The sequence below is a fragment of the uncultured Citricoccus sp. genome, assembly GCF_937871995.1.
Taxonomy (GTDB): domain Bacteria; phylum Actinomycetota; class Actinomycetes; order Actinomycetales; family Micrococcaceae; genus Citricoccus.
On the sequence record NZ_CALMQR010000101.1, the window covers coordinates 34885 to 54341 of the forward strand.

A 19457-nucleotide genomic window follows, 5' to 3' on the forward strand; every position below is an offset into this window, starting at 1 on the left:
ATGCCCCGAGGTCAGCGCCGGCGACACTAGACTGCGGTCATGGCTGAGAACGAGACCGCACCGTACGCCGCCAAGACCCCGGCCCGGTACCGTACCGCGCACCTGCAGCAGGCCAAGGACGAGGGTCGCCGGTTCGCCATGCTCACCGCCTACGACTTCCAGATGGCCCAGGTGTTCGACGAGGCCGGCCTTGAGACGATCCTCGTGGGCGATTCGGCCGCCAACAACGTGATGGGCCACGCCACGACGCTGCCGATCACCATGGAGGAGATGATCGTCTTCGCCGGTTCCGTGGTGCGCGGCACCACTCATGCGATGGTCATCTGCGACCTGCCGTTCGGCTCGTACGAGGTCTCCCCCGAACAGGCCACCGCCAGTGCCATCCGGCTCGTCAAGGAGGCCGGGGTGCACGCCGTGAAGATGGAGGGCGGGATCCGGTACGCGGACCACGTGGCCATGATGACCGATGCCGGCGTGCCGGTGATGGCCCACATCGGCTTCACGCCGCAGTCCGAGAACGTCCTGGGCGGGTACCGCGTCCAGGGCCGCGGCGAGGGCGCCGCCGCGTCCATGATCCGTGAGGCCACGGTGCTCCAGGACGCCGGGGCCTTCGCGGTCCTGATGGAGATGGTGCCCGCCGACGTGGCCCGCCAGGTGGACGAGGCCCTGCGCGTGCCCACCATCGGCATCGGTGCCGGTGCCGGGACCACGGGACAGGTGCTGGTGTGGCAGGACATGCTGGGCCTGCGGGCCGGGAGGATGCCCCGGTTCGTCAAGCAGTACGCGGACCTGCGCTCGATCGTCGGCGAGGCCGCGGCCGCCTACCGCCGGGACGTGCTGGAGGGCACCTTCCCGGCCGCGGAGCACGGCTTCGAGTCCTGAGGTTCCGGTGCCCCCGGGCCCCGTCCTGCACGGACCCGGCGGGGCGGTCCGCCGGGCCACGGGGCGCGGGCGGCGGACCGCGGACTCAGTCCCGGTCGTTGGTGGGGTTGTTGTCCCAGTTGGAGTCCTCGCCCTCGCGTTCGTCCCAGCGCTCGTTGTTGGCCTGCACCTGCGCGATCGCGCCCTCGGCCTCCTCGCGGGTGGTGTAGGGGCCCAGCAGCTTCGACCAGTCCGACTGGGGGCCTTCCTCGACGGTCTTGGTGACGACGTTGTACCAGTATTCGCTCATGGCACCAGCCTAGGGTCGATCCCGGCGATCCGGGCCCGTCGGGACGGCGATAGGATCGAAACATGTCCGAAGGCTCCATGACGTCCACCCGAACCGCCACCGTCCCCGCCGGGACCGCAGCCGGCCACAACGGCCCGGCCCCCGCCGGGCCGCCTGCCGGCCAGCCCGGCTCCCTGGCGCCCGTGGGCACCCTGGCCCCGGGCGTCGTCGCCCCACCGCTGGCCGTACCCGCCTCCATCGACCGCCCGGAGTACGTGGGGAAGGCCACCGCGGACGAGGGCAAGGGGTCGGACGTCTACGACGCCGAGGGCATCGAGAGGATCCGCGCCGCGGGACGGCTGGCCGCCCGGGCCATGCAGGAGACGGCGAAGCACATCACCCCCGGGGTGACCACGGCCGAACTGGACAGGGTGGCCCACGAGTACCTCATCGGCCACGGAGCCTACCCCTCCTGCCTCGGCTACAAGGGATTCCCCAAGTCCATCTGCACCTCGCTCAACGAGGTCATCTGCCACGGCATCCCGGACGACACGGTGCTCGAGGACGGGGACATCATCAACCTCGACATCACCGCCTACCTGGACGGCCACCACGGCGACCACAACATGACCTTCACCGTCGGCACCGTGGACGAGGAGTCCGCCCTGCTGGTCGAGCGCACGCACGAGGCGATGATGCGGGGCATCAAGGCCGTCAAGCCGGGCCGGGAGATCAACGTCATCGGCCGCGCCATCGAGTCCTACGCCAAGCGGTTCGGCTACGGCGTGGTGCGGGACTTCATCGGCCACGGCGTCGGGCGGGAGTTCCACTCCGGACTGGTCATCCCCCACTACGACGCCGCCCCGGCGCACAACCGGCTCATGGTCCCCGGCATGGTGTTCACCATCGAGCCCATGATCACCCTCGGCTCCATCGCGTGGGACCAGTGGGACGACGGCTGGACCGTGGTCACCCGGGACCGCAGGCGCACCGCCCAGTTCGAGCACACGCTGGTCGTCACCGACGACGGCGCGGACATCCTGACCCTGCCCTGACCACGTCCCCCGTCGACACCCCTAGGAGCACTTCCATGGCGCAGCAGAGAACCGACCCTGCCACCGGGGCACACACCGCCCTCGGGATCGACGTCGGCGGTACCGGCATGAAGGGCGGGATCGTCCAGCTCGGCGCCGGCCCGGACACCGGCCAGCTGGTCGGCAAGCGGTACCGGATCCCCACGCCGAAGCCGGCCGTCCCGGACACGGTCGCCGGGGTCCTGGCCGAGATCGCGGCCGAGCTGGACTCCCGGCCCGAGGCCCCGCCGGCGACCCTGATGGCCGGCGTGTGCTTCCCCGCCGCCATCCAGAACGGGATCTGCCGCACGGCGACGAACATCGACCGGTCCTGGATCGGCACCGACGTGGACGCGCTGTTCTCCGAGCACCTCAAGCGCCCGGTGGCCACCCTGAACGACGCCGACGCCGCCGGACTGGCCGAGGTCCGGTTCGGTGCGGGCCGGGGCGTGCCGGGCACGGTCCTCGTCCTCACCCTCGGCACCGGCATCGGGGGCGGACTGTTCAGGGACGGCGAACTGGTGCCGAACCTGGAACCGGGCACCATCGAGCTCGACGGGGCGATCGCCGAGCAGCGGGCCTCGGCGTCCGCCCGCGAGCGGGACGGACTGGACTGGCCGGAGTACGCCGAGCGGCTCCAGCGCTACTTCTCCTACGTGGAGGGCATCTTCTACCCGGACCTGATCATCGTCGGCGGCGGCATCTCCAAGCGCCCCCAGGACTACCTCCCGCTGTTGCGCCTGCGCACCCCGATCGTGCCGGCCGCACTGCAGAACAACGCCGGGATCGTGGGAGCCGCACTGTGGGCCACCGACGTGATGGCCCAGTCCCCCGCCCGGGCATCCGTGCTGCAGACCGCCCGGAGGGCGGCCGACCAGGAGATCGCACGCCGGGTGGAGGCCGACCAGGCCGGCACCGGACGGAGCGCGACGACGGGCACGGGCATGGCCGGAGGGGCCCGCCAGGCGGCGGAGCGCGCGGCCGCGGCCGAGACGGTCGCGAGCGGGACGGCGGGCAAGGCCGGGAAGACCGCCCAGGGGGTCACGGCGGACAAGCCGGGCAAACAGGGCAAGCCGGGAAAGGCATCCACGGCCGTCCAGGACAAGGCGGCCCGGTTGCGGAAGAAGGCCGACAAGGCCGCGAAGCGGGCCGCCAAGGCCGAGCGCAAAGCGGCCAAGGAGGCCCAGGCCGTCCACAAGGCCATGGAGAAGGCGATCCGCCGCTCCAGTCGGTAGCCTCCGGGCTCTGCCGGCGTCACGACCGCCCCGCTGGGCCGTGGTGGCCGATGGTGGCTCCGGCTTCCCCTCCGGAACCACCATCGGCAGTCTGATGGGCCCGTCACGGGCTCCCGCGCTCAGCGGGTGAACAACCGCGGCTGCAGGGCCCTGACCGTCTCGGGCCTGTTCCCCGCCTCGCGCAGCTCCTCCACGGCACGGGCGAAGTCGTCGAGCGAGTCGAAGTCCTGGTAGACCGACGCGAAGCGCAGGTACGCCACCTGGTCCAGCCGGCGCAGGGGGTCGAGGATCGCGAGCCCCACCTCGTGGGCGTCCACCTCGGCGTTGCCGGTGGCGCGGATGGTCTCCTCCACCTCCTGGGCGAGCATGGCCAGGTCGTCGTTGGTCACCGGCCGCCCCTGACAGGCCTTGCGGACGCCGTTGATGACCTTGGAGCGGTCGAACGGCTCCGCCACCCCGGAGCGCTTGACCACGGTCAGGGCCGTGGTCTCCATGGTGGTGAACCGCTTGCCGCAGGACTGGCACTGCCGTCGCCGGCGGATGGCGGATCCGTCGTCGAGGGACCGGGAGTCCACCACCCGGGAATCCTCATGACGACAGAAGGGACAGTGCATGGACTCCCCTTCTGCAGTCGGCGGGCCCGCCGTGGGCCGTTCGGGTGAACGCCCTCATCATAATCCCACATATGGCGTCACCACAATCGGCACATCACCACATGTAGTGTTCCGGGCGGCGGGCCGGGGCGGAAGCCGGACCGGGGCCGGCAGGTCGGCCCCTCCAGCCGGTCCGGGCTCACTCCAGACAGGCCGGGCCGAGCAGCACCTTGAGGTCACCGAACAGGGCAGGGTTGGGACTGACCCGGAAGTCCGGTCCGAGCTGCATGATCTCCATGGTCCGGTTCCCCGCCAGCCTGAGCCGCACCTCCGTGGTCCCGGGGTGGGTCTTCAGCACGTCCCCCAGGGCGGAGACCACGGTCTCGTTGGCCTTGAAGGCCGGCATGGTGATGGACACCGGTCCCGAATGCCCCCCGGACAGGTCCGGGATGGTCAGCTCCTGGGCGCTGAGGGTGATCGACCCGTCGTCGCGCCGCTGGACCCGGCCCTTGATCGCGACCACCAGGTCCTCGGCCAGCATCGTGGCGATCGGGGCGTAGGCCTGGCCGAAGAACATGACCTCCATCGAGGCACCCAGGTCCTCGACCTCGCACCGGGCGTAGGCGTTGCCGGAGCTCTTGGCGATCCGCCGCTGCAGCGAGGTGATGAGCCCGGCGATGGTGACCTGCGCACCGTCCGCTGGGCCGTCGTCGGAGATGATGTGCGAGATGGACGTGTCCGCGTGCTGGGCCAGGACACCGTCCAGCCCCTGCAGGGGATGGTCCGAGACGTAGAGGCCGAGCATCTCCCGCTCGAAGGTGAGCTTGTCCTTCTTGTCCCACTCGGGCATGTCGGGGACCTCCAGCCCCAGCCCGGCGTCGGCCGCCTCTCCACCCTCGGCCTCGAGGATGGAGAAGAAGTCGAACTGGTTGTTCGCCTCCTGGCGCTTCTGGGCCACGGTGGCGTCCACGGCCTCCTCGTGGATGGCCAGCAGCGCCCGGCGCGAGTGCCCGAGTGAGTCGAAGGCGCCGGCCTTGATCATCGACTCGATGGTGCGCTTGTTGCAGACCACCGCGGGCACCTTCTTGAAGAAGTCCGGGAACGAGCCGAAGTCCCCCTTCTCCTCGCGGGCGTCCACCATGGCGGTGACCACGTTCGAGCCCACGTTGCGCACGGCGCCCATGCCGAAGCGGATGTCCCTGCCGACCGGGGTGAAGTAGAGGGAGGACTCGTTGACGTCCGGGGGCAGCACCGTGATGCCCATGCGGCGGCACTCGTTGAGGTACATGGCCATCTTGTCCTTGTCGTCACCGACGGAGGTCAGCAGCGCGGCCATGTACTCGGCCGGGTAGTGCGCCTTGAGGTAGGCCGTCCAGTAGGACACCAGGCCGTACGCCGCGGAGTGCGCCTTGTTGAAGGCGTAGTCCGAGAACGGCAGCAGGATGTCCCACAGCGCCTTGATGGCCGCCTCGGAATACCCGTGGTCGACCATCCCCTGGTGGAAGCCGACGTACTGCTTGTCCAGCTCGGACTTCTTCTTCTTGCCCATGGCGCGGCGGAGGATGTCCGCCTGTCCGAGGCTGAAGCCGGCGACCTTCTGCGCGATGGCCATGACCTGCTCCTGATACACGATCAGGCCATAGGTGGTGTCGAGGATCTCCCTGAGGGGTTCCTCGAGCTCGGGATGGATCGGGGTGATCTCCTGCTGGCCGTTCTTGCGCAGCGCGTAGTTCGTGTGCGAGTTGGCACCCATGGGCCCCGGCCGGTACAGGGCGATGGTCGCCGAGATGTCCTCGAAGTTGTCCGGCTTCATCATCTTCAGCAGCGAGCGCATCGGCCCGCCGTCGAGCTGGAACACGCCCAGGGTGTCCCCCCGGGCGAGCAGTTCGTAGGACGCCCGGTCGTCGAACGCGAGGGACTCCAAGTCCAGGTCGAATCCCTGGTTGGCCGTGATGTTCTCGAGGGCGTCGGAGATGATCGTCAGGTTCCGCAGGCCCAGGAAGTCCATCTTGATCAGTCCGAGCCCCTCGGCGGTGGGGTAGTCGAACTGCGTGATGACCTGGCCGTCCTGCATGCGGCGCATGATCGGGATGACGTCGATGATCGGCTCCGAGGACATGATCACGCCCGCGGCGTGCACACCCCACTGGCGCTTCAGCCCCTCGACGCCCTTGGCGGTCTCGAAGACCTTCGCGGCGTCCGGGTCCGTGGCGACCAGCTCCCGGAACTCCCCCGCCTCCGAGTACCTCTTGGCGTCCTTGTCCTCGATGTCCTTGAGCGGGATGTCCTTGGCCATCACCGCCGGTGGCAACGCCTTCGTCAGCGTCTCGCCCATGGAGAACGGGAAGCCCATCACGCGCGCAGAGTCCTTGAGCGCCTGCTTGGTCTTGATGGTGCCGTAGGTGACGATCATGGCCACGCGCTCGTCACCGTACTTCTCCGTGACGTAGTCGATCACCTCGGAGCGGCGGCGATCGTCGAAGTCGACGTCGAAGTCCGGCATGGACACGCGGTCCGGGTTGAGGAATCGCTCGAAGATCAGGCCGTGCTCGAGCGGGTCGAGCTCGGTGATCTTCAGGGCGTAGGCGACCATGGAGCCGGCCCCGGAACCGCGGCCTGGCCCGACGCGGATGCCGTGGTCCTTGGCCCAGTTGATGAAGTCGGCGACCACGAGGAAGTAGCCCGGGAAGCCCATGGAGATGATGACGTCGAGCTCGTAGTCCGCCTGCTTGCGCACGTGGTCCGGTACGCCGTCGGGGTAGCGGTGCTTCAGCCCCGTGGCGACCTCCTTGGTCAGCCAGCTGGTCTCGTCCTCCCCCGGAGGGCAGGGGAACTTGGGCATGTAGTTGGCGGATGTGTCGAAGGAGACCTCGCACTGCTCGGCGATGAGCAGGGTGTTGTCACACGCCTCGGGGAACTCCGAGAACAGGTCCCGCATCTGCCGCGGGGACTTCAGGTAGAACTCCGTGCCGGTGAAGGCGAACCGGGAGCCGCCCTGGTCGTAGGTGGGTTCCAGCAGGGTGGACCCGGACTGGATGGCCAGCAGCGCCTCGTGCGGCTTGGCGTCGTGCTCATGCGTGTAGTGCAGGTCGTTGGTGGCGACCAGGGGCAGGTCCAGGTCCTTGGCCAGCCGGAGCAGGTCCGGGACCACGCGCTTCTCCAGGTCGAGACCGTGCTGCATCAGCTCGCAGTAGAAGTTGCCCTTGCCGAAGATGTCGCGGAACTCTGCCGCGGCCTCCACCGCCTCCTTGTACTGGCCCAGCCGCAGCCGGGTCTGGACCTCACCGGACGGGCATCCCGTGGTCCCGATCAACCCGGATGAGTACGTGGAGAGCAGCTCCCGGTCGATCCGGGGCCACTTGGCGTACACGGAGTCCAGGGAGGCGATCGAGCCGGCCCGGAACAGGTTGTGCATGCCGGTGTTGTCCTTGGCCAGCAGGGTCATGTGCGTGATCGCACCGCCGCCGGAGACGTCGTCCCCGCGCTGGTGCTGTTCGCCCCAGCGGACCTTGGTCTTGTCCGTGCGGTGCTGCTGACCCGGCGTCAGGTAGGCCTCGAGACCGATGATCGGCCTGATGCCCGCGTCCGTCGCCTTCTTCCAGAAGTCGAAGGCACCGAACAGGTACCCGTGGTCGGTGATGGCGATCGAGTCCATGCCGAGGCGTTCGGTCTCGACGAAGAGCTCGCTGAGCTTGGCGGCCCCGTCGAGCATCGAGTACTCGGTGTGGGTGTGCAGGTGGGCGAATCCGCCGTCCCGCGAGGCCTGTCCCGTTGCCGATGTGGTCGCCGTCATTGTCCGCTCTTCCCTACTGCCCTGCTGCGTTGCCGTACAACTGATTCGTGGTGCCGTACCACCCTAGTGGCCCCGGAGGACGTCCAGGGCGTAGGCCAGGTCATGCGGGTACGGGCTCTCGTACTCGACCCATTCCCCCGTCACGGGGTGGGAGAAGCCCAGCCGGCGGGCGTGCAGCCACTGCCGGGTCAGCCCGAGCTCGGCGGCGAGCTTCGGGTCCGCCCCGTAGGTCAGGTCCCCGGCACAGGGATGGCGCAGCGCGGCGAAGTGGACGCGGATCTGGTGGGTCCGGCCGGTCTCGAGCTGCACCTCGACCAGGGTCGCCCGGCCGAAGGCCTCCAGGGTCCGGTAGTGCGTCACCGAGTCCCGTCCTCCGTCGAGGACGGCGAACTTCCAGTCGTGACCGGGGTGACGGCCGATCGGCGCGTCGATGGTGCCGTTCAGGGGGTCCGGCAGTCCCTGCACCACGGCGTGGTAGGTCTTCTTCGGGGTCCGGTCACGGAACGCGTCCTTCAGGGCGGTGTAGGCCCGCTCGGACTTGGCCACCACCATGACACCGGAGGTGCCCACGTCCAGCCGGTGCACGATGCCCTGCCGCTCCGGTGCCCCCGACGTCGAGATCCGGTACCCGGCACCCGCCAGGCCGCCGACGACGGTCGGCCCGACCCAACCCGGCGACGGGTGGGCGGCCACGCCCACGGGCTTGTCCACGACGACATAGTCCGGGTCGTCAGCCAGGATGGTCAGGTCCTCCACGATCTCCACCTTCACCTCGAGCGGGTCGGTCTCCTCGGGCACGTCCACCACGAGTTCGGTTCCCGCGACGGCCTTCGCCGACTTCTGCACGGTCTGCGCACCGGACGCCGCGCCGGTGCGGCGCTGCGTCACCCGGCCGTCGGCACACCAGGCGCCGGCCTTGGTGCGGGACACCCCGAGGGCGCGGGCCAGGACCGCATCCACCCGCCGGCCGACGTCGGCCGGGCCGGGGACGACGACGGCCGGGCCGGGCAGGGGTCCGGGTGCGGTATCAGTCACGGTCCTCCCCCGGGGCCGCCGGGCGAGGGGCCTGGGCGGGCTCCCGCGTCCCGTCGAGCCGGCGGCCGGTGAACATCAGCAGCACGATGCCGATCATCGAGCAGACGATCAGCGAGTCGGCGATGTTGAAGATGGCGAAGTTGGGCAGGGCGATGAAGTCCACCACGTGGCCGACGCCGAAGGCCGGGGGCCGCAGCAGGCGGTCGGTGAGGTTGCCGAGCACTCCACCGAGCAGGCCGCCCAGGGCCAGGGCCCAGGCGGTCGAGCGGACCCGGAACAGCAACACCACCACGAACACCGCCACCGCGGCCTGGATGATCGTGAAGACCCAGGTGTGGTCCTCGCCGATCGAGAAGGCCGCCCCGGGGTTCCGGATGAAGTGCCAGCGCAGCAGCGGGGGCAGGACGTCGATGACCTGCCCCTCGGCCATGGTCGTCTCCACCCAGCGCTTGGTCAGCTGGTCCAGGACGTAGCCCACGGCCAGGACCAGCACGGCGATCCAGCCGCGGCGACGCCTCGGGGTTCGTTCCGCGTCCGGATGCGCCGGGACGGTCGGTTCGGTGTCGGTCACGCGGTGGGGTCTCTCGGATCGGCGGGAACGGGGGAACGGGGGGCCGCGACGGGCAGAGACGCGGGGCCGGCCACGGTCCTCCCGTGGCCGGCCCCGGATCCGGTCTGGATCTGCCGGCGTGAGCGGTGGGCCGTCGGGACGGCCCGCACCGGTCAGCTGGTGGCGGTGACCTCGTCCTGGATCGGGCCCTGGCTCTGCAGGTCGCGCAGCTGACCCTCGATGTAGGCCTTCAGCCGCGCACGGTAGTCGCGCTCGAAGCCCTTGAGCTGCTCGACCTTGCGCTCGAGCACGGACTTCTTCTCCTCCAGCTCGGCCAGCGTCTTCCGGGACTTCTCCTGGGCGTCGTTGACCAGGCCGTCGGCCTCGGACTGGGCGTCGGCGATGATCTGCTCGCGCTTGGCCTCGCCCTCGGCGACGAAGTCGTCGTGCAGCTTCTGGGCCATGGCGAGCACGCCGGCGGCCGAGGTGGCGACGGCCTCGCGGCCACTGTCCGCGGCGGGTGCGGCCGGTACGGCGGTGGTCGGCGTGTCCGCGGTCGCAGCCGGCGCGACGGCCGGCACCGCCTCGATGACCTCGTCCGAGTCCTTGGCCGCGGGCACGGAGGCGGCCGGCTTCTGGCTGGTGCCGGTGTCCTCGGTGGAGGCCGCCTCGGCGACAGGGGTGGACGGGGTGCCTGCGGCGGCCTCCTGGACGGAGGTGCCGGTGGCGACGGTCCCCTCGTCCTCCGCGTCCTCGGCGGAGACCGGGGCGGGAACGGTGGACCCGGAGGCACCGCCGGACTGGAGCTCGGCGACCTTGCGACGCAGTTCGTCGTTCTCCTGGTTCAGCCGGCGCAGCTCGACGACGATCTCGTCCAGGAAGTCATCGACCTCGTCCTGGTCGTATCCCTCGCGGAACTTGGTCGGCTGGAACCGCTTGTTCACAACGTCTTCCGGCGTCAGTGCCATGTGGTCACCCCAATACTTGTCAGGTCTGCCCGCGGAGGGGCAATGGTCGTCCCGTGGCGCCACGCCACGGCTTCTCCGCGCACGAGGGCCACACTGCAGTTCAGGCTACCACCGGTGTCCCGGCCGGGACTTCGGCACCAGCCGGCCACGGCGCAGGTCCGGCGGGGGTCAGGCGAACGAGCCGACGGCCAGGGCCCCGACCACGGACTTGAGCAGCACGACGACCACGAACAGCACGAGGAAGGCGATGTCCAGCCCGATCCCGCCCAGGTTCAGCGGGGGGATCTTGGACCGCAGCCACCGCAGCGTCGGATCCGTCACGGTGTAGACGGTCGAGGCGACCACGAGGATGAACCCCTGCGGGCGCCAGGCCCGGGCGAAGGACTGGACCACGTCGAAGACGATCCGGACCAGCAGCAGGAACTGGAAGATCGCCAGGACGAGGTAGAGGAGGGAGAAGATGAGGGTCACGGCAGCCTATTCCACACCATGTCGGGTCCGGGAGGGGTCACTCCCCGACGGGTGTCAGCTCTGGTTGAAGAAGTGGGCCTGGTCCTCGGTGCCGGAGGAATCCTCCCCGAGGACCTGGATGTGGGCCGGCGTCAGCAGGAACACCTTGTTGGTGACGCGCTCGATGGAACCGTGCAGCCCGAACACGAGGCCGGCGGAGAAGTCCACCAGCCGCTTGGCGTCGGCCTCGCCCATGTCCGTCACGTTCATGATGACCGGGATGCCGCCACGGAACGACTCCCCGATGACCTTGGCGTCGTTGTAGGAGCGGGGGTGCACGGTGGTGATCTGACGCACGGCAGGGGCATCCTCACGGGAGTGGGCGGCACGCTTGATCGGGGTCACCGGTGCGCGGTACTCCCGTTCCGCCACCGGGGCCGCTGCCACCCTGCTCGGCTGGGGGCGCTCCGGGCGGCTGTCCTCGTCCCAGTCCTCGGCGGCGTCGGCACGATCGTCATGATCCGTGCGGTCGGAGACCTCGCTCCGGTCGGCACGCTCGTGCCGACGGGACTCCGTGGCCCGCTGCTCTTCCTCGTACTGCTCGTCGCCATCGGCGAGCCCGAGGTAGATCATGGTCTTCTTCAGTGCACCAGCCATCGAAAATCCTCACCGTGTGGAAGCCGCCCGGCCTGCTGCCGGCCCTGCGGAGATCTGCCGTCCTGCGGACACTATCGAGGTTAACCCACGGGCGCACGGGGCCCGAGGACATCGGTTCCCACCCGAAGGTGTGTCGCTCCCGCGGAGATGGCCTGCTCCAGGTCCTGGCTCATTCCCGCGGAGATCCACGTGGCCTCGGGGTACGTTCCGGTCAGTGCGGCCGAGAGTTCCGCCAGCCGCGCGAAGGCAGGGGCGGGGTCCAGGCCCAGGGGGGCCACCGCCATCACGCCGCGCAACCTCAGGCCGTCGGCCGCCGCGATCCGGTCGGCCAGGGCCCCCACCGCGGCGGGGTCGACACCGCCGCGGGCGCCGATGCCGGCCGGACGGTCCTGTTCGGGCCGCGGGTCCAGGTCGACCTGGACCAGGCAGTCCAGCGGATCCCGTTCCTGCAGTCCGGATTCCGCGCGCCTGGCCTGTTCACGCCCCATCGCCGCGGAGAGGGCGTCCACGAGTGACTCCCGGTCGACCGAGTGCACCGCGGAGGCATAGCGCACCACGTACTTGGCCTTGTTGGACTGCAACTGGCCGATGAAGTGCCACCGCACCGGGGCCGCGGGACCGTCCGGGGCCTGCACCCCGGTCAGCCGCTCCGTCTCGGCCGCCTTGGCGCGGGCCTCCTGGTCCCGGTTCTCGCCGACATCCCGCACGCCGAGTGCGGCCAGCCGGGCCACGTCCTCGGCCGGATGGAACTTGGTCACGACGATCAGCGTGGGGACGTCGGAGCGTCCCGCTGCGCGCGTGGCCTCCTCGACCCGGTGGCGCACGGTGGTGAGACGGGCCGCGAGCTCCCGTCCGCGGGCGTCGTCGGCCCGGCCGGGCCCCGGCCCCTGCTCCACCCCGCTCACGCCGCACCCTCCCCGGTGCGCCAGACGACCCCGGCGAATCGGCCCTCACCCGGTGCGCGGCGGTGGGAGAACAGCCGCCCGTCCTCGAAGGTGCACCGGTCATCGCGGTGCACCGTCACGCCGAGCCGCTCCAGTACGGCGACCGCGCCCGCCGGAAGGTCCAGCGCGGGCGTTCCCCAGGAGGTGGTCGAGTCCGCGGCCGGGATCCTCGAGGCGCCGTCACGGCGCATGTCCTCGGGGACCTCGTAGCACCGGCCGCAGATGCCCGGCCCCACCCAGGCCTCGATCTCACCGGGCGCGCTCCCGGCGCCGGAACCCCGCAACCGGTCCACGGTGGCCTCCAGCACGCCGTCGAGCAGTCCGCGGCGTCCGGCATGGGCGACCGCGGTCGGCCCGGTCAGGTCCACGCCGCCCGGGGGGCGGGAGGCGAAGACGACGGGCAGGCAGTCTGCCACCATGACGGCCAGCGGGTCCTGCCCCGTCGGACTGACCAGGGCGTCGGCCTCCTCGGCGGGGCCGCTGCGTGCACCCCATCCGTTCCCGGTCGCCTCGACGACGCGCGCGGAGTGCACCTGGGTGAGGTACTCGGTGCGCCCCGGCGCCACGCCCATCTCCCGCTCCAGCCGGGTCCTGGCCTCGGACACGGGCCCAGGACGGCCGGGGTATTGCGCCGTCGTCCCACCGGAGACATGGAACGCGAGGTTGCCGGTGCCGACCCCGGTGAAGCCGATGTGCAGACCGGGAGACGGCGAGACGCGGAACACGAACGGCCCTCCGGTCACTTCAGGAAGTCGGGAACGTCCAGGTCGTCACGGCTGCCGCCGGACAGGTCGGGCTCCACGACGGTGGGTAGGTCCTGCTGGGCTGCCGGTTCGGCGCGGTAGCCGGACGGCTCCGCGGCGGGCTGGGCCGGCACGGGGACCGCCACCGGGGCGGCCGGGAGTGACTGGCTGGGCACCGGCTGCGGGGCGGCCTGCTGGCCCTGCGGGCGGGTCCCGGTGCCGTAGGCCCCCGCCGGCGCGGAGGTGGCGTCGACCCGGTCGAAGCCCGCGGCGATGACGGTGATGCGCGCCTCGTCGCCGAGGGCGTCGTCGATGACGGCACCGAAGATGATGTTGGCCTCCGGGTGCGCCACCTCCTGGACGAGGCGGGCCGCCTCGTTGATCTCGAACAGGCCGAGGTCGGAACCGCCCTGGATGGACAGCAGCACGCCGTGGGCACCGTCGATGGAGGCCTCCAGCAGCGGCGACGCGATGGCCAGCTCGGCGGCCTTGACGGCACGGTCCTCGCCCTGGGCGGAGCCGATGCCCATGAGTGCCGATCCTGCACCCTGCATGACGGACTTGACGTCGGCGAAGTCGAGGTTGATCAGGCCCGGGGTGGTGATCAGGTCGGTGATGCCCTGGACGCCGGAGAGCAGCACCTGGTCGGCGGACTTGAAGGCGTCCAGGACCGAGACGTTGCGGTCGGAGATGGACAGCAGCCGGTCGTTCGGGATCACGATCAGGGTGTCGACCTCGTCGCGCAGGGCATCGATGCCGGACTCGGCGCTGGTGGCCCGGCGCCGGCCCTCGAAGGTGAACGGACGGGTCACGACGCCGATGGTCAGGGCGCCCAGCGAGCGGGCGATGCGGGCGACGACCGGCGCGCCACCGGTACCGGTGCCGCCGCCCTCGCCGGCGGTGACGAAGACCATGTCGGCCCCGCGCAGGACCTCTTCGATCTCCTCGGCGTGGTCCTCGGCGGCCTGGCGGCCCACCTCCGGGTTCGCCCCGGCACCCAGTCCGCGAGTCAGCTCCCGCCCGACGTCCAGCTTGACGTCGGCGTCACTCATCAGCAGCGCCTGGGCATCGGTGTTGATGGCGATGAACTCCACGCCGCGGAGTCCCACGTCGATCATGCGGTTCACGGCATTGACGCCGGCGCCGCCGATGCCGACGACCTTGATGACGGCCAGGTAGTTCTGGGGTGCTGCCACGGTGTTTGTCCCTTGTTCGGTGTCTGTCTGTCTGCTGTCCGGCCTGCGCCCCGGACGCCCATCGGACGCCGCAACGCCCTCCGGGTGGCTTAACGTTCAGGTTGAAGGTTAGTGTTATGTCAACCTGTGTTCTGGGTGAAACGTTATGGTGCCGACGCGGATCGCGCAAAGACCCGCTCCCGCGTGTCGCCCTCGCGCGCCCCGAGGAGCCCTCCGGCAGGGTCCGCTCATCGCGTCACCGGGTATTCCGGGATCGAGACGTCGAACTCCTCGACCGGGTCCGCCTCGTCCTGCGGGACCTTCAGCAGGGCCCCCAGGACCTGGGCCTTCCGGTCCCCGTGCTCGGCGTTGCCCCAGAGCACGGTGCGCCCGTCCTCGAGCGTCAGGGTCACGGAGTCCACCGTCTGCGCCGAGGCGGAGTCCATCCGGTTGCGGATGGGGTCCGGCAACGAGCCCAGGACGGTCGTGATCGCGTCGAAGACCTCGGGATCGGTCAGGTCGGCGGCATCGGAGACACTGGGCAGCCGGTACCGTTCGGCCTCCTCCGCCCCCAGGGTGGCGACGGCCTGGCCCTGGGCCGAGTACAGCACCCGTTGATCCCCCTGCGGCACCTGGGCGACCGGTTGGTGCTCCACGACCTCCACGACCAGCGACGCGGGCGGTTCCGCCCGGACCCTGACCTCCTCGACCGCGGGTTCACCCGCCAGCCGCTCCGCGACGGTCCGCTGGCCCACCTGCGGCAGGGGCACTCCGTGCAGGGGCTGCACCAGCGCCTCGGCCCGTTCGCGCGGCAGCAGGTCGGTGCCCGTGACCGTGATGGTGCGGATGGCCAGCAGGGGGGAGAAGTACAGGACCGCCCCGAGCACGATCAGGAGCACCAGGCCCGCCGCGCCGACCACGCGCCACAACCGGACCCGCCGGCGCCGGGCCTGCTCGGGCGTCTCCGGGAAGGCCAGGACGTTGTCGTCATCCGCGGTCATCACGTCGGTCGTCGTGGAGGTCTCCGGGCCGGCGTCCGTCCTATCGTCCGCCATCGAGGGTTTCCTCGTCGCGATCCGCCAGCGCCGCCAGGATCGCCCCGCCCTGGGCCGTGACGTCCCCGGCGCCCATGGTGAGGATGACGTCGCCGGGACGGGCCGCGGCGACCAGGCCGGCCACGCCGGCACCGGCGTCCTCCGGGACCTCCCCGGAACCGGGCAGGAGGGTGGACAGGTGCCGGGTGATCAAGGTCGAGTCGACCCCGGCGATCGGCTCCTCCCGTGCCGCGTAGACGGGCAGGACACGCACGCCGTCGGCGGCCGAGAGCGCCTGCGCGAAGCCGTCCGCGAAGTCGCGGGTGCGCGAGAACAGGTGGGGCTGGAAGAGCACGTGGACCCGGTGCCCGCCTGCCACCGAGCGCCCGGCGGCGATGGCCGCCGCCACCTCGGTGGGGTGGTGCGCGTAGTCGTCGAAGACGCGGACGCCGGCACGCTCGCCCCGGAACTCGAACCGACGCGCGGTGCCGCGGAAGGCCTCCAGGCCGCCGGCAGCGTCCTCGGCCTCCAGGCCGGCGTAGTGGGCGGCGAGCAGGACCGCGGCGGCGTTCAGCGCGTTGTGACGGCCCGGGACCGCCAGTTCCACCTGAGTGGAGCGTCCGCCGGCCCAGCGGAAGGTGACGCGTTGCCCGGTGCCCCCGGCCGTACCGGCCAGATCGCTGTCCGTCAGGACGAGGTCGTCGCCCCGTCCGGGCTCCGAACCGTAGGTGACGACACGGGGCACGGGCCGGCCGGCGGCCGCCTCGGCGCGGACCCACTGGGCCAGGGCCAGGGCCCCGGGGTCGTCGGCACAGGCCACCAGCACGCCGTCCGGGGGCAGCAGCAGCGCGAAGTCGCGGAAGACCTGCACCACGGCGTCGGCGGAGCCGTAGAAGTCGAGGTGGTCGGCCTCCACGTTCGTCACGATCGCGATCTGCGGCCGGTAGTTCAGCAGCGTGCCGTCGGACTCGTCGGCCTCGGCGATGAACCACTCCCCCGCGCCGGCTCGCGCGTTGGTCCCCAGGCCGGCGACGGCGGCGCCGACGGCGAAGGTCGGATCGGCGCCGGCGCGGGTGAACGTCATCGCCGCCATCGAGGACGTGGTGGTCTTGCCGTGCGTGCCGGCGACCGCGAGCACCCGGTGGCCGGCCATCGCCGCGGCCAGCCCCTGGGAACGGTGCAGGACGGGCACGCCCCGGGCGATCGCGGCGTCGTACTCGGGGTTGCCCGGGCCGGCGATCGACGAGGCCACGACGGTGTCCACGCCGGCACCACCCGCCCGCTGGGCCACCCGGTCGAGGTTCCGCGCGTCGTAGCCGACGAACACCGCGGCCCCGGCGGCCTCGAGCTCGTGCATCACCGGCAGGTCCTTGGCGTCGGTCCCGGAGATCGGCACCCCCTGCTGCTGCATGATCCGCGCGATGCCGGACACGCCGACACCGCCCAGGCCCAGGAAGTGGACCCGGCCCAGGGCGGCCAGCGACGGCGCCATGGGCCGCACCGGGGTGGTCTCGTCGGTCGGTCGGGTCATCGGGGTCCTCCTGCGGCGTTCAGGACCAGGCGCGCCATGGCCTGGTCGGCATCCCGGATCCCCAGCGCGGCGGAGGCGGCGGACATCCGCTCCAGCCGCCCGGCGTCCAGGGCCAGGGGAATGAGTTCTCGGCGGACCCAGTCCGCGGTGAAGGACTCGTCCTTCACCAGGACGGCTCCCTGCGCCGTCACCAGCCCGCGGGCGTTGAGGGCCTGCTCTCCGTTGCCGATCGGCAGCGGGACGAACACGGCGGGCAACCCCACGGCGGCCAGCTCGCAGACGGTGCCGGCACCCGAGCGGGCGACGATGAGATCGGCCGCGGCGTAGGCCTGCTCCATGCCCTCCAGGTACTCGACCTGGTGGTATCCGGGCGAGGCGACCGGGTCGCCGTCGGGCCCCAGGACCTGCTTGCCCCGGCCGGTCAGGTGCAGGACCTGCAGTCCTGCGCCGGCGAGGGCCGGGAGGGCCGCCGCGATCGTCCGGTTGACGTTGAGGGCGCCCGAGGACCCGCCGGTGACCACCACCGTGGTGGCGGAGGGGTCCAGGCCGAGGGCCCGCCGGGCCGGCTCGCGGGCCGCCTCCCGGTCGAGGGCGGAGATCTCCCGGCGCATCGGCATCCCCACGTGCAGGGCGCCCGGCAGCACCGTCTCGGGGAAGGCGGTGGCCACGGCCGCGGCGCGGCGGGCCCCGACGCGGTTGGCCAGCCCGGCGCGGACGTTGGCCTCGTGGATGACCACGGGCACCCGGCGCCGGGCGGCGGCCAGGTACACGGGGGTGGAGACGTAGCCGCCCACCCCGACCACGACGTCGGCGCGGCGCCGGTCGAGGATGTCACCCGCCTGTGCCACGGCCCGCCGGAAGCGGGAGGGCAGGCGGACCAGGTCCATGGTGGGACGGCGGGGCATCGGGACCCGGTCGATGGTGTCCAGCGCGTAACCGGCGGCCGGGACGAGACGGGTCTCCATACCGGAGGCGGTGCCCACCATGGTGCAGTGCACCGCGGTGGGATGGCCGCCCTCGGTCGCGGTCTCCTCGAGGGCCCGGGCGATGGCGAGCATGGGGCTGATGTGGCCGGCCGTACCGCCGCCGGCCAGGACCACGTTCAGGGTGTCGGGCATCAGTGCGCCTCCTTCGTGTCGGGGCGGGTGTCCACGGCGGGGCCGGTGCCGGCTCCGACGGCCCGGCCCGCCCGGTGCTGTTCGCGGGCGAAGGCCAGGACCACGCCGACGGCCGCCAGGACGAACGTCAGGGAGGATCCGCCGTAGGAGATGAACGGCAGGGGCACGCCGATGACGGGCAGCAGGCCGGTGACCATGGAGATGTTGATGAATGCCTGGCCCACGATCCAGGCCAGGATGCCGCCGGTGCAGATCCGGATGAACACGGAGTCGGTGCGCCGCGCGACCCGGAACATGCCGACGGCCAGTCCGGCGAAGAGCGTGAGCACCAGCAGGGCGCCGACGAGTCCGAGCTCCTCGCCGAGGATGGTGAAGATGAAGTCGTTCTCCGCCTCGGGGATGTAGCTCCACTTCTGCCGGGACTGGCCCAGCCCGAGTCCCCACCAGCCACCGGAGGCGAGGGCGTACAGGCCGTGCTGGGGCTGGTAGCACGGGTCGGTGGCGAAGTCGCAGTTGCCCAGCCAGGCCTGGATGCGCACCGTGCGGTTGGCCGAGACGAGGGCCATGATGATCGCGCCCACCGCGGCCACGGCTCCGGCCACCGCGAAGTAGAGCAGCCTCGTGCCGGCCAGGAACAGCACGGCTGCCACGACCAGCATGATGACCATGGCGGTTCCCAGGTCCCGGCCGATCATGACCAGGCCGAGGAGGATGGCTCCCACCGGGAAGAGCACCGGCACGACGGAGTGCTTGAGCTGGCCGATGAGCCGGCCCTTGCGTTCGAGCACGGCGGCCGCCCAGAGGGCCAGGGCCAGTTTCGCCGCCTCCGAGGGCTGTCCCGTGGCCGGTCCGACCTTGATCCAGTTGCGGTTGCCGTTGACCTCGTGGCCCAGGGGCGTCAGGACGAGCATCAGCAGCACGATGGCGATGACCAGCGCCGGCCAGGCCAGCCGGCGCAGTCTGTCCGTGCTCAGCCGGGAGAGGAAGACCATCACACCCAGCCCGACGGCGGCGAAGACGGCCTGGCGGATGAACAGGTCATAGGATCCGGTCGTCTCTCCGATGTTCTCCACGGAGGAGGAGGACAGCACCATGATCAGTCCGATCACGGTCAGCGCGAGCGTGCAGCCGAGGATGAGGAAATAGGATGACGCCGAGCCTTCGCCCTCCAGGAAGGACCACATCCGCCGCCACCAGTGCGCCGGGCCGCGGCCGCCACGACGCGTGCTCCCCGGCCGAGGCCCGGAGGCCGGCCCGGCGCCGCGGGCCGCGCGGCCACCGGCCGCACGGGCGGAGGGGGTACCGGAGGCGGACGGGGCCGCGCCGGTCCCCGGACGGGGACGCCGGCCCCTGGCGGGACCCCGGGTACGGCTCAGGGGCCGTTGGGGGGTGGTCACCATGGGTGGGC

The 19457-nt window shown here is 71.3% G+C and carries 17 protein-coding genes and 1 pseudogene; 3 read left to right on the top strand and 15 right to left on the bottom strand.

Going from position 1 to position 19457, the window contains the following annotated elements:
* Positions 1–39 precede the first annotated feature (39 nt).
* Complete coding sequence (panB, locus tag Q0283_RS11780) at positions 40–882, top strand: 3-methyl-2-oxobutanoate hydroxymethyltransferase (protein WP_183526525.1); 843 nt, start codon at positions 40–42, stop codon at positions 880–882.
* A gap of 85 nt (positions 883–967) precedes the next feature.
* Here the strand turns inward: panB and Q0283_RS11785 are convergent, their stop codons facing one another.
* Positions 968–1171, bottom strand: a complete 204-nt coding sequence (locus tag Q0283_RS11785; protein ID WP_183526528.1) for an SPOR domain-containing protein — start codon at positions 1169–1171, stop codon at positions 968–970.
* 77 nt (positions 1172–1248) lie between these two features.
* On the opposite strand from Q0283_RS11785, the gene map reads away from it, so the two are divergent.
* Together map and ppgK are read left to right on the top strand one after the other, a co-directional pair.
* Positions 1249–2205 (top strand): type I methionyl aminopeptidase, encoded by a 957-nt coding sequence (gene map, locus Q0283_RS11790; protein ID WP_255459442.1) that lies wholly within the window; start codon positions 1249–1251, stop codon positions 2203–2205.
* A 35-nt stretch (positions 2206–2240) separates the two neighbouring features.
* A pseudogene (gene ppgK, locus Q0283_RS11795) lies at positions 2241–3026 on the top strand (polyphosphate--glucose phosphotransferase); the annotation flags it as partial.
* 551 nt (positions 3027–3577) lie between these two features.
* Here the strand turns inward: ppgK and nrdR are convergent.
* The 14 genes from nrdR to ftsW form a co-directional block, all read right to left on the bottom strand.
* Complete coding sequence (nrdR, locus tag Q0283_RS11800) at positions 3578–4072, bottom strand: transcriptional regulator NrdR (RefSeq protein WP_029139032.1); 495 nt, start codon at positions 4070–4072, stop codon at positions 3578–3580.
* Positions 4073–4250: 178 nt separating this feature from the next.
* Positions 4251–7844, bottom strand: coding sequence for a DNA polymerase III subunit alpha (gene dnaE, locus Q0283_RS11805; protein ID WP_183526537.1), 3594 nt, complete (start codon positions 7842–7844; stop codon positions 4251–4253).
* A 63-nt stretch (positions 7845–7907) separates the two neighbouring features.
* Positions 7908–8855: an RluA family pseudouridine synthase gene (locus Q0283_RS11810; protein ID WP_183528406.1), complete on the bottom strand. Its 948-nt coding sequence runs from the start codon at positions 8853–8855 to the stop codon at positions 7908–7910.
* A gap of 16 nt (positions 8856–8871) precedes the next feature.
* Entirely contained in the window at positions 8872–9378 is a 507-nt protein-coding gene (lspA, locus tag Q0283_RS11815; protein WP_050813590.1) for a signal peptidase II, read from the bottom strand.
* 224 nt (positions 9379–9602) lie between these two features.
* Positions 9603–10397 (bottom strand): DivIVA domain-containing protein, encoded by a 795-nt coding sequence (locus tag Q0283_RS11820; RefSeq protein ID WP_183526540.1) that lies wholly within the window; start codon positions 10395–10397, stop codon positions 9603–9605.
* A 168-nt stretch (positions 10398–10565) separates the two neighbouring features.
* On the bottom strand, positions 10566–10868 hold the full coding sequence (locus tag Q0283_RS11825; RefSeq protein WP_183526543.1) for a YggT family protein: 303 nt from the start codon (positions 10866–10868) through the stop codon (positions 10566–10568).
* A gap of 54 nt (positions 10869–10922) precedes the next feature.
* Complete coding sequence (gene sepF, locus Q0283_RS11830; RefSeq protein WP_183526546.1) at positions 10923–11504, bottom strand: cell division protein SepF; 582 nt, start codon at positions 11502–11504, stop codon at positions 10923–10925.
* 80 nt (positions 11505–11584) lie between these two features.
* Complete coding sequence (locus Q0283_RS11835; protein WP_298044811.1) at positions 11585–12409, bottom strand: YggS family pyridoxal phosphate enzyme; 825 nt, start codon at positions 12407–12409, stop codon at positions 11585–11587.
* On the bottom strand, positions 12406–13173 hold the full coding sequence (locus Q0283_RS11840; protein WP_298044813.1) for a polyphenol oxidase family protein: 768 nt from the start codon (positions 13171–13173) through the stop codon (positions 12406–12408). Before Q0283_RS11840 ends, Q0283_RS11835 begins: the two co-directional genes overlap by 4 nt.
* Positions 13174–13187: 14 nt before the next feature.
* Positions 13188–14387, bottom strand: coding sequence for a cell division protein FtsZ (gene ftsZ / locus Q0283_RS11845; protein WP_010143379.1), 1200 nt, complete (start codon positions 14385–14387; stop codon positions 13188–13190).
* A 227-nt stretch (positions 14388–14614) separates the two neighbouring features.
* Positions 14615–15421: a cell division protein FtsQ/DivIB gene (locus tag Q0283_RS11850; RefSeq protein ID WP_183526554.1), complete on the bottom strand. Its 807-nt coding sequence runs from the start codon at positions 15419–15421 to the stop codon at positions 14615–14617.
* Positions 15408–16931 carry a UDP-N-acetylmuramate--L-alanine ligase gene (gene murC / locus Q0283_RS11855; RefSeq protein ID WP_298044815.1) on the bottom strand — a complete coding sequence of 508 codons (1524 nt, stop codon included), beginning with the start codon at positions 16929–16931 and terminating at the stop codon, positions 15408–15410. Before murC ends, Q0283_RS11850 begins: the two co-directional genes overlap by 14 nt.
* Positions 16928–18049, bottom strand: coding sequence for an undecaprenyldiphospho-muramoylpentapeptide beta-N-acetylglucosaminyltransferase (murG, locus tag Q0283_RS11860; RefSeq protein WP_183526560.1), 1122 nt, complete (start codon positions 18047–18049; stop codon positions 16928–16930). Before murG ends, murC begins: the two co-directional genes overlap by 4 nt.
* Positions 18049–19449 (bottom strand): putative lipid II flippase FtsW, encoded by a 1401-nt coding sequence (gene ftsW / locus Q0283_RS11865; protein ID WP_255459443.1) that lies wholly within the window; start codon positions 19447–19449, stop codon positions 18049–18051. Before ftsW ends, murG begins: the two co-directional genes overlap by 1 nt.
* Positions 19450–19457: the final 8 nt, after the last annotated feature.

Excerpts from the sequence above, each read along its gene's own strand:
- map (WP_255459442.1), top strand. The coding sequence starts at position 1,249 with ATGACGTCCACCCGAACCGCCACCGTCCCCGCCGGGACCGCAGCCGGC.
- Q0283_RS11820 (WP_183526540.1), bottom strand. The coding sequence starts at position 10,397 with ATGGCACTGACGCCGGAAGACGTTGTGAACAAGCGGTTCCAGCCGACC.
- Q0283_RS11850 (WP_183526554.1), bottom strand. The coding sequence starts at position 15,421 with ATGGCGGACGATAGGACGGACGCCGGCCCGGAGACCTCCACGACGACC.
- ftsW (WP_255459443.1), bottom strand. The coding sequence starts at position 19,449 with ATGGTGACCACCCCCCAACGGCCCCTGAGCCGTACCCGGGGTCCCGCC.
- murC (WP_298044815.1), bottom strand. The coding sequence starts at position 16,931 with ATGACCCGACCGACCGACGAGACCACCCCGGTGCGGCCCATGGCGCCG.
- Q0283_RS11785 (WP_183526528.1), bottom strand. The coding sequence starts at position 1,171 with ATGAGCGAATACTGGTACAACGTCGTCACCAAGACCGTCGAGGAAGGC.
- nrdR (WP_029139032.1), bottom strand. The coding sequence starts at position 4,072 with ATGCACTGTCCCTTCTGTCGTCATGAGGATTCCCGGGTGGTGGACTCC.
- sepF (WP_183526546.1), bottom strand. The coding sequence starts at position 11,504 with ATGGCTGGTGCACTGAAGAAGACCATGATCTACCTCGGGCTCGCCGAT.
- dnaE (WP_183526537.1), bottom strand. The coding sequence starts at position 7,844 with ATGACGGCGACCACATCGGCAACGGGACAGGCCTCGCGGGACGGCGGA.
- murG (WP_183526560.1), bottom strand. The coding sequence starts at position 18,049 with ATGCCCGACACCCTGAACGTGGTCCTGGCCGGCGGCGGTACGGCCGGC.
- panB (WP_183526525.1), top strand. The coding sequence starts at position 40 with ATGGCTGAGAACGAGACCGCACCGTACGCCGCCAAGACCCCGGCCCGG.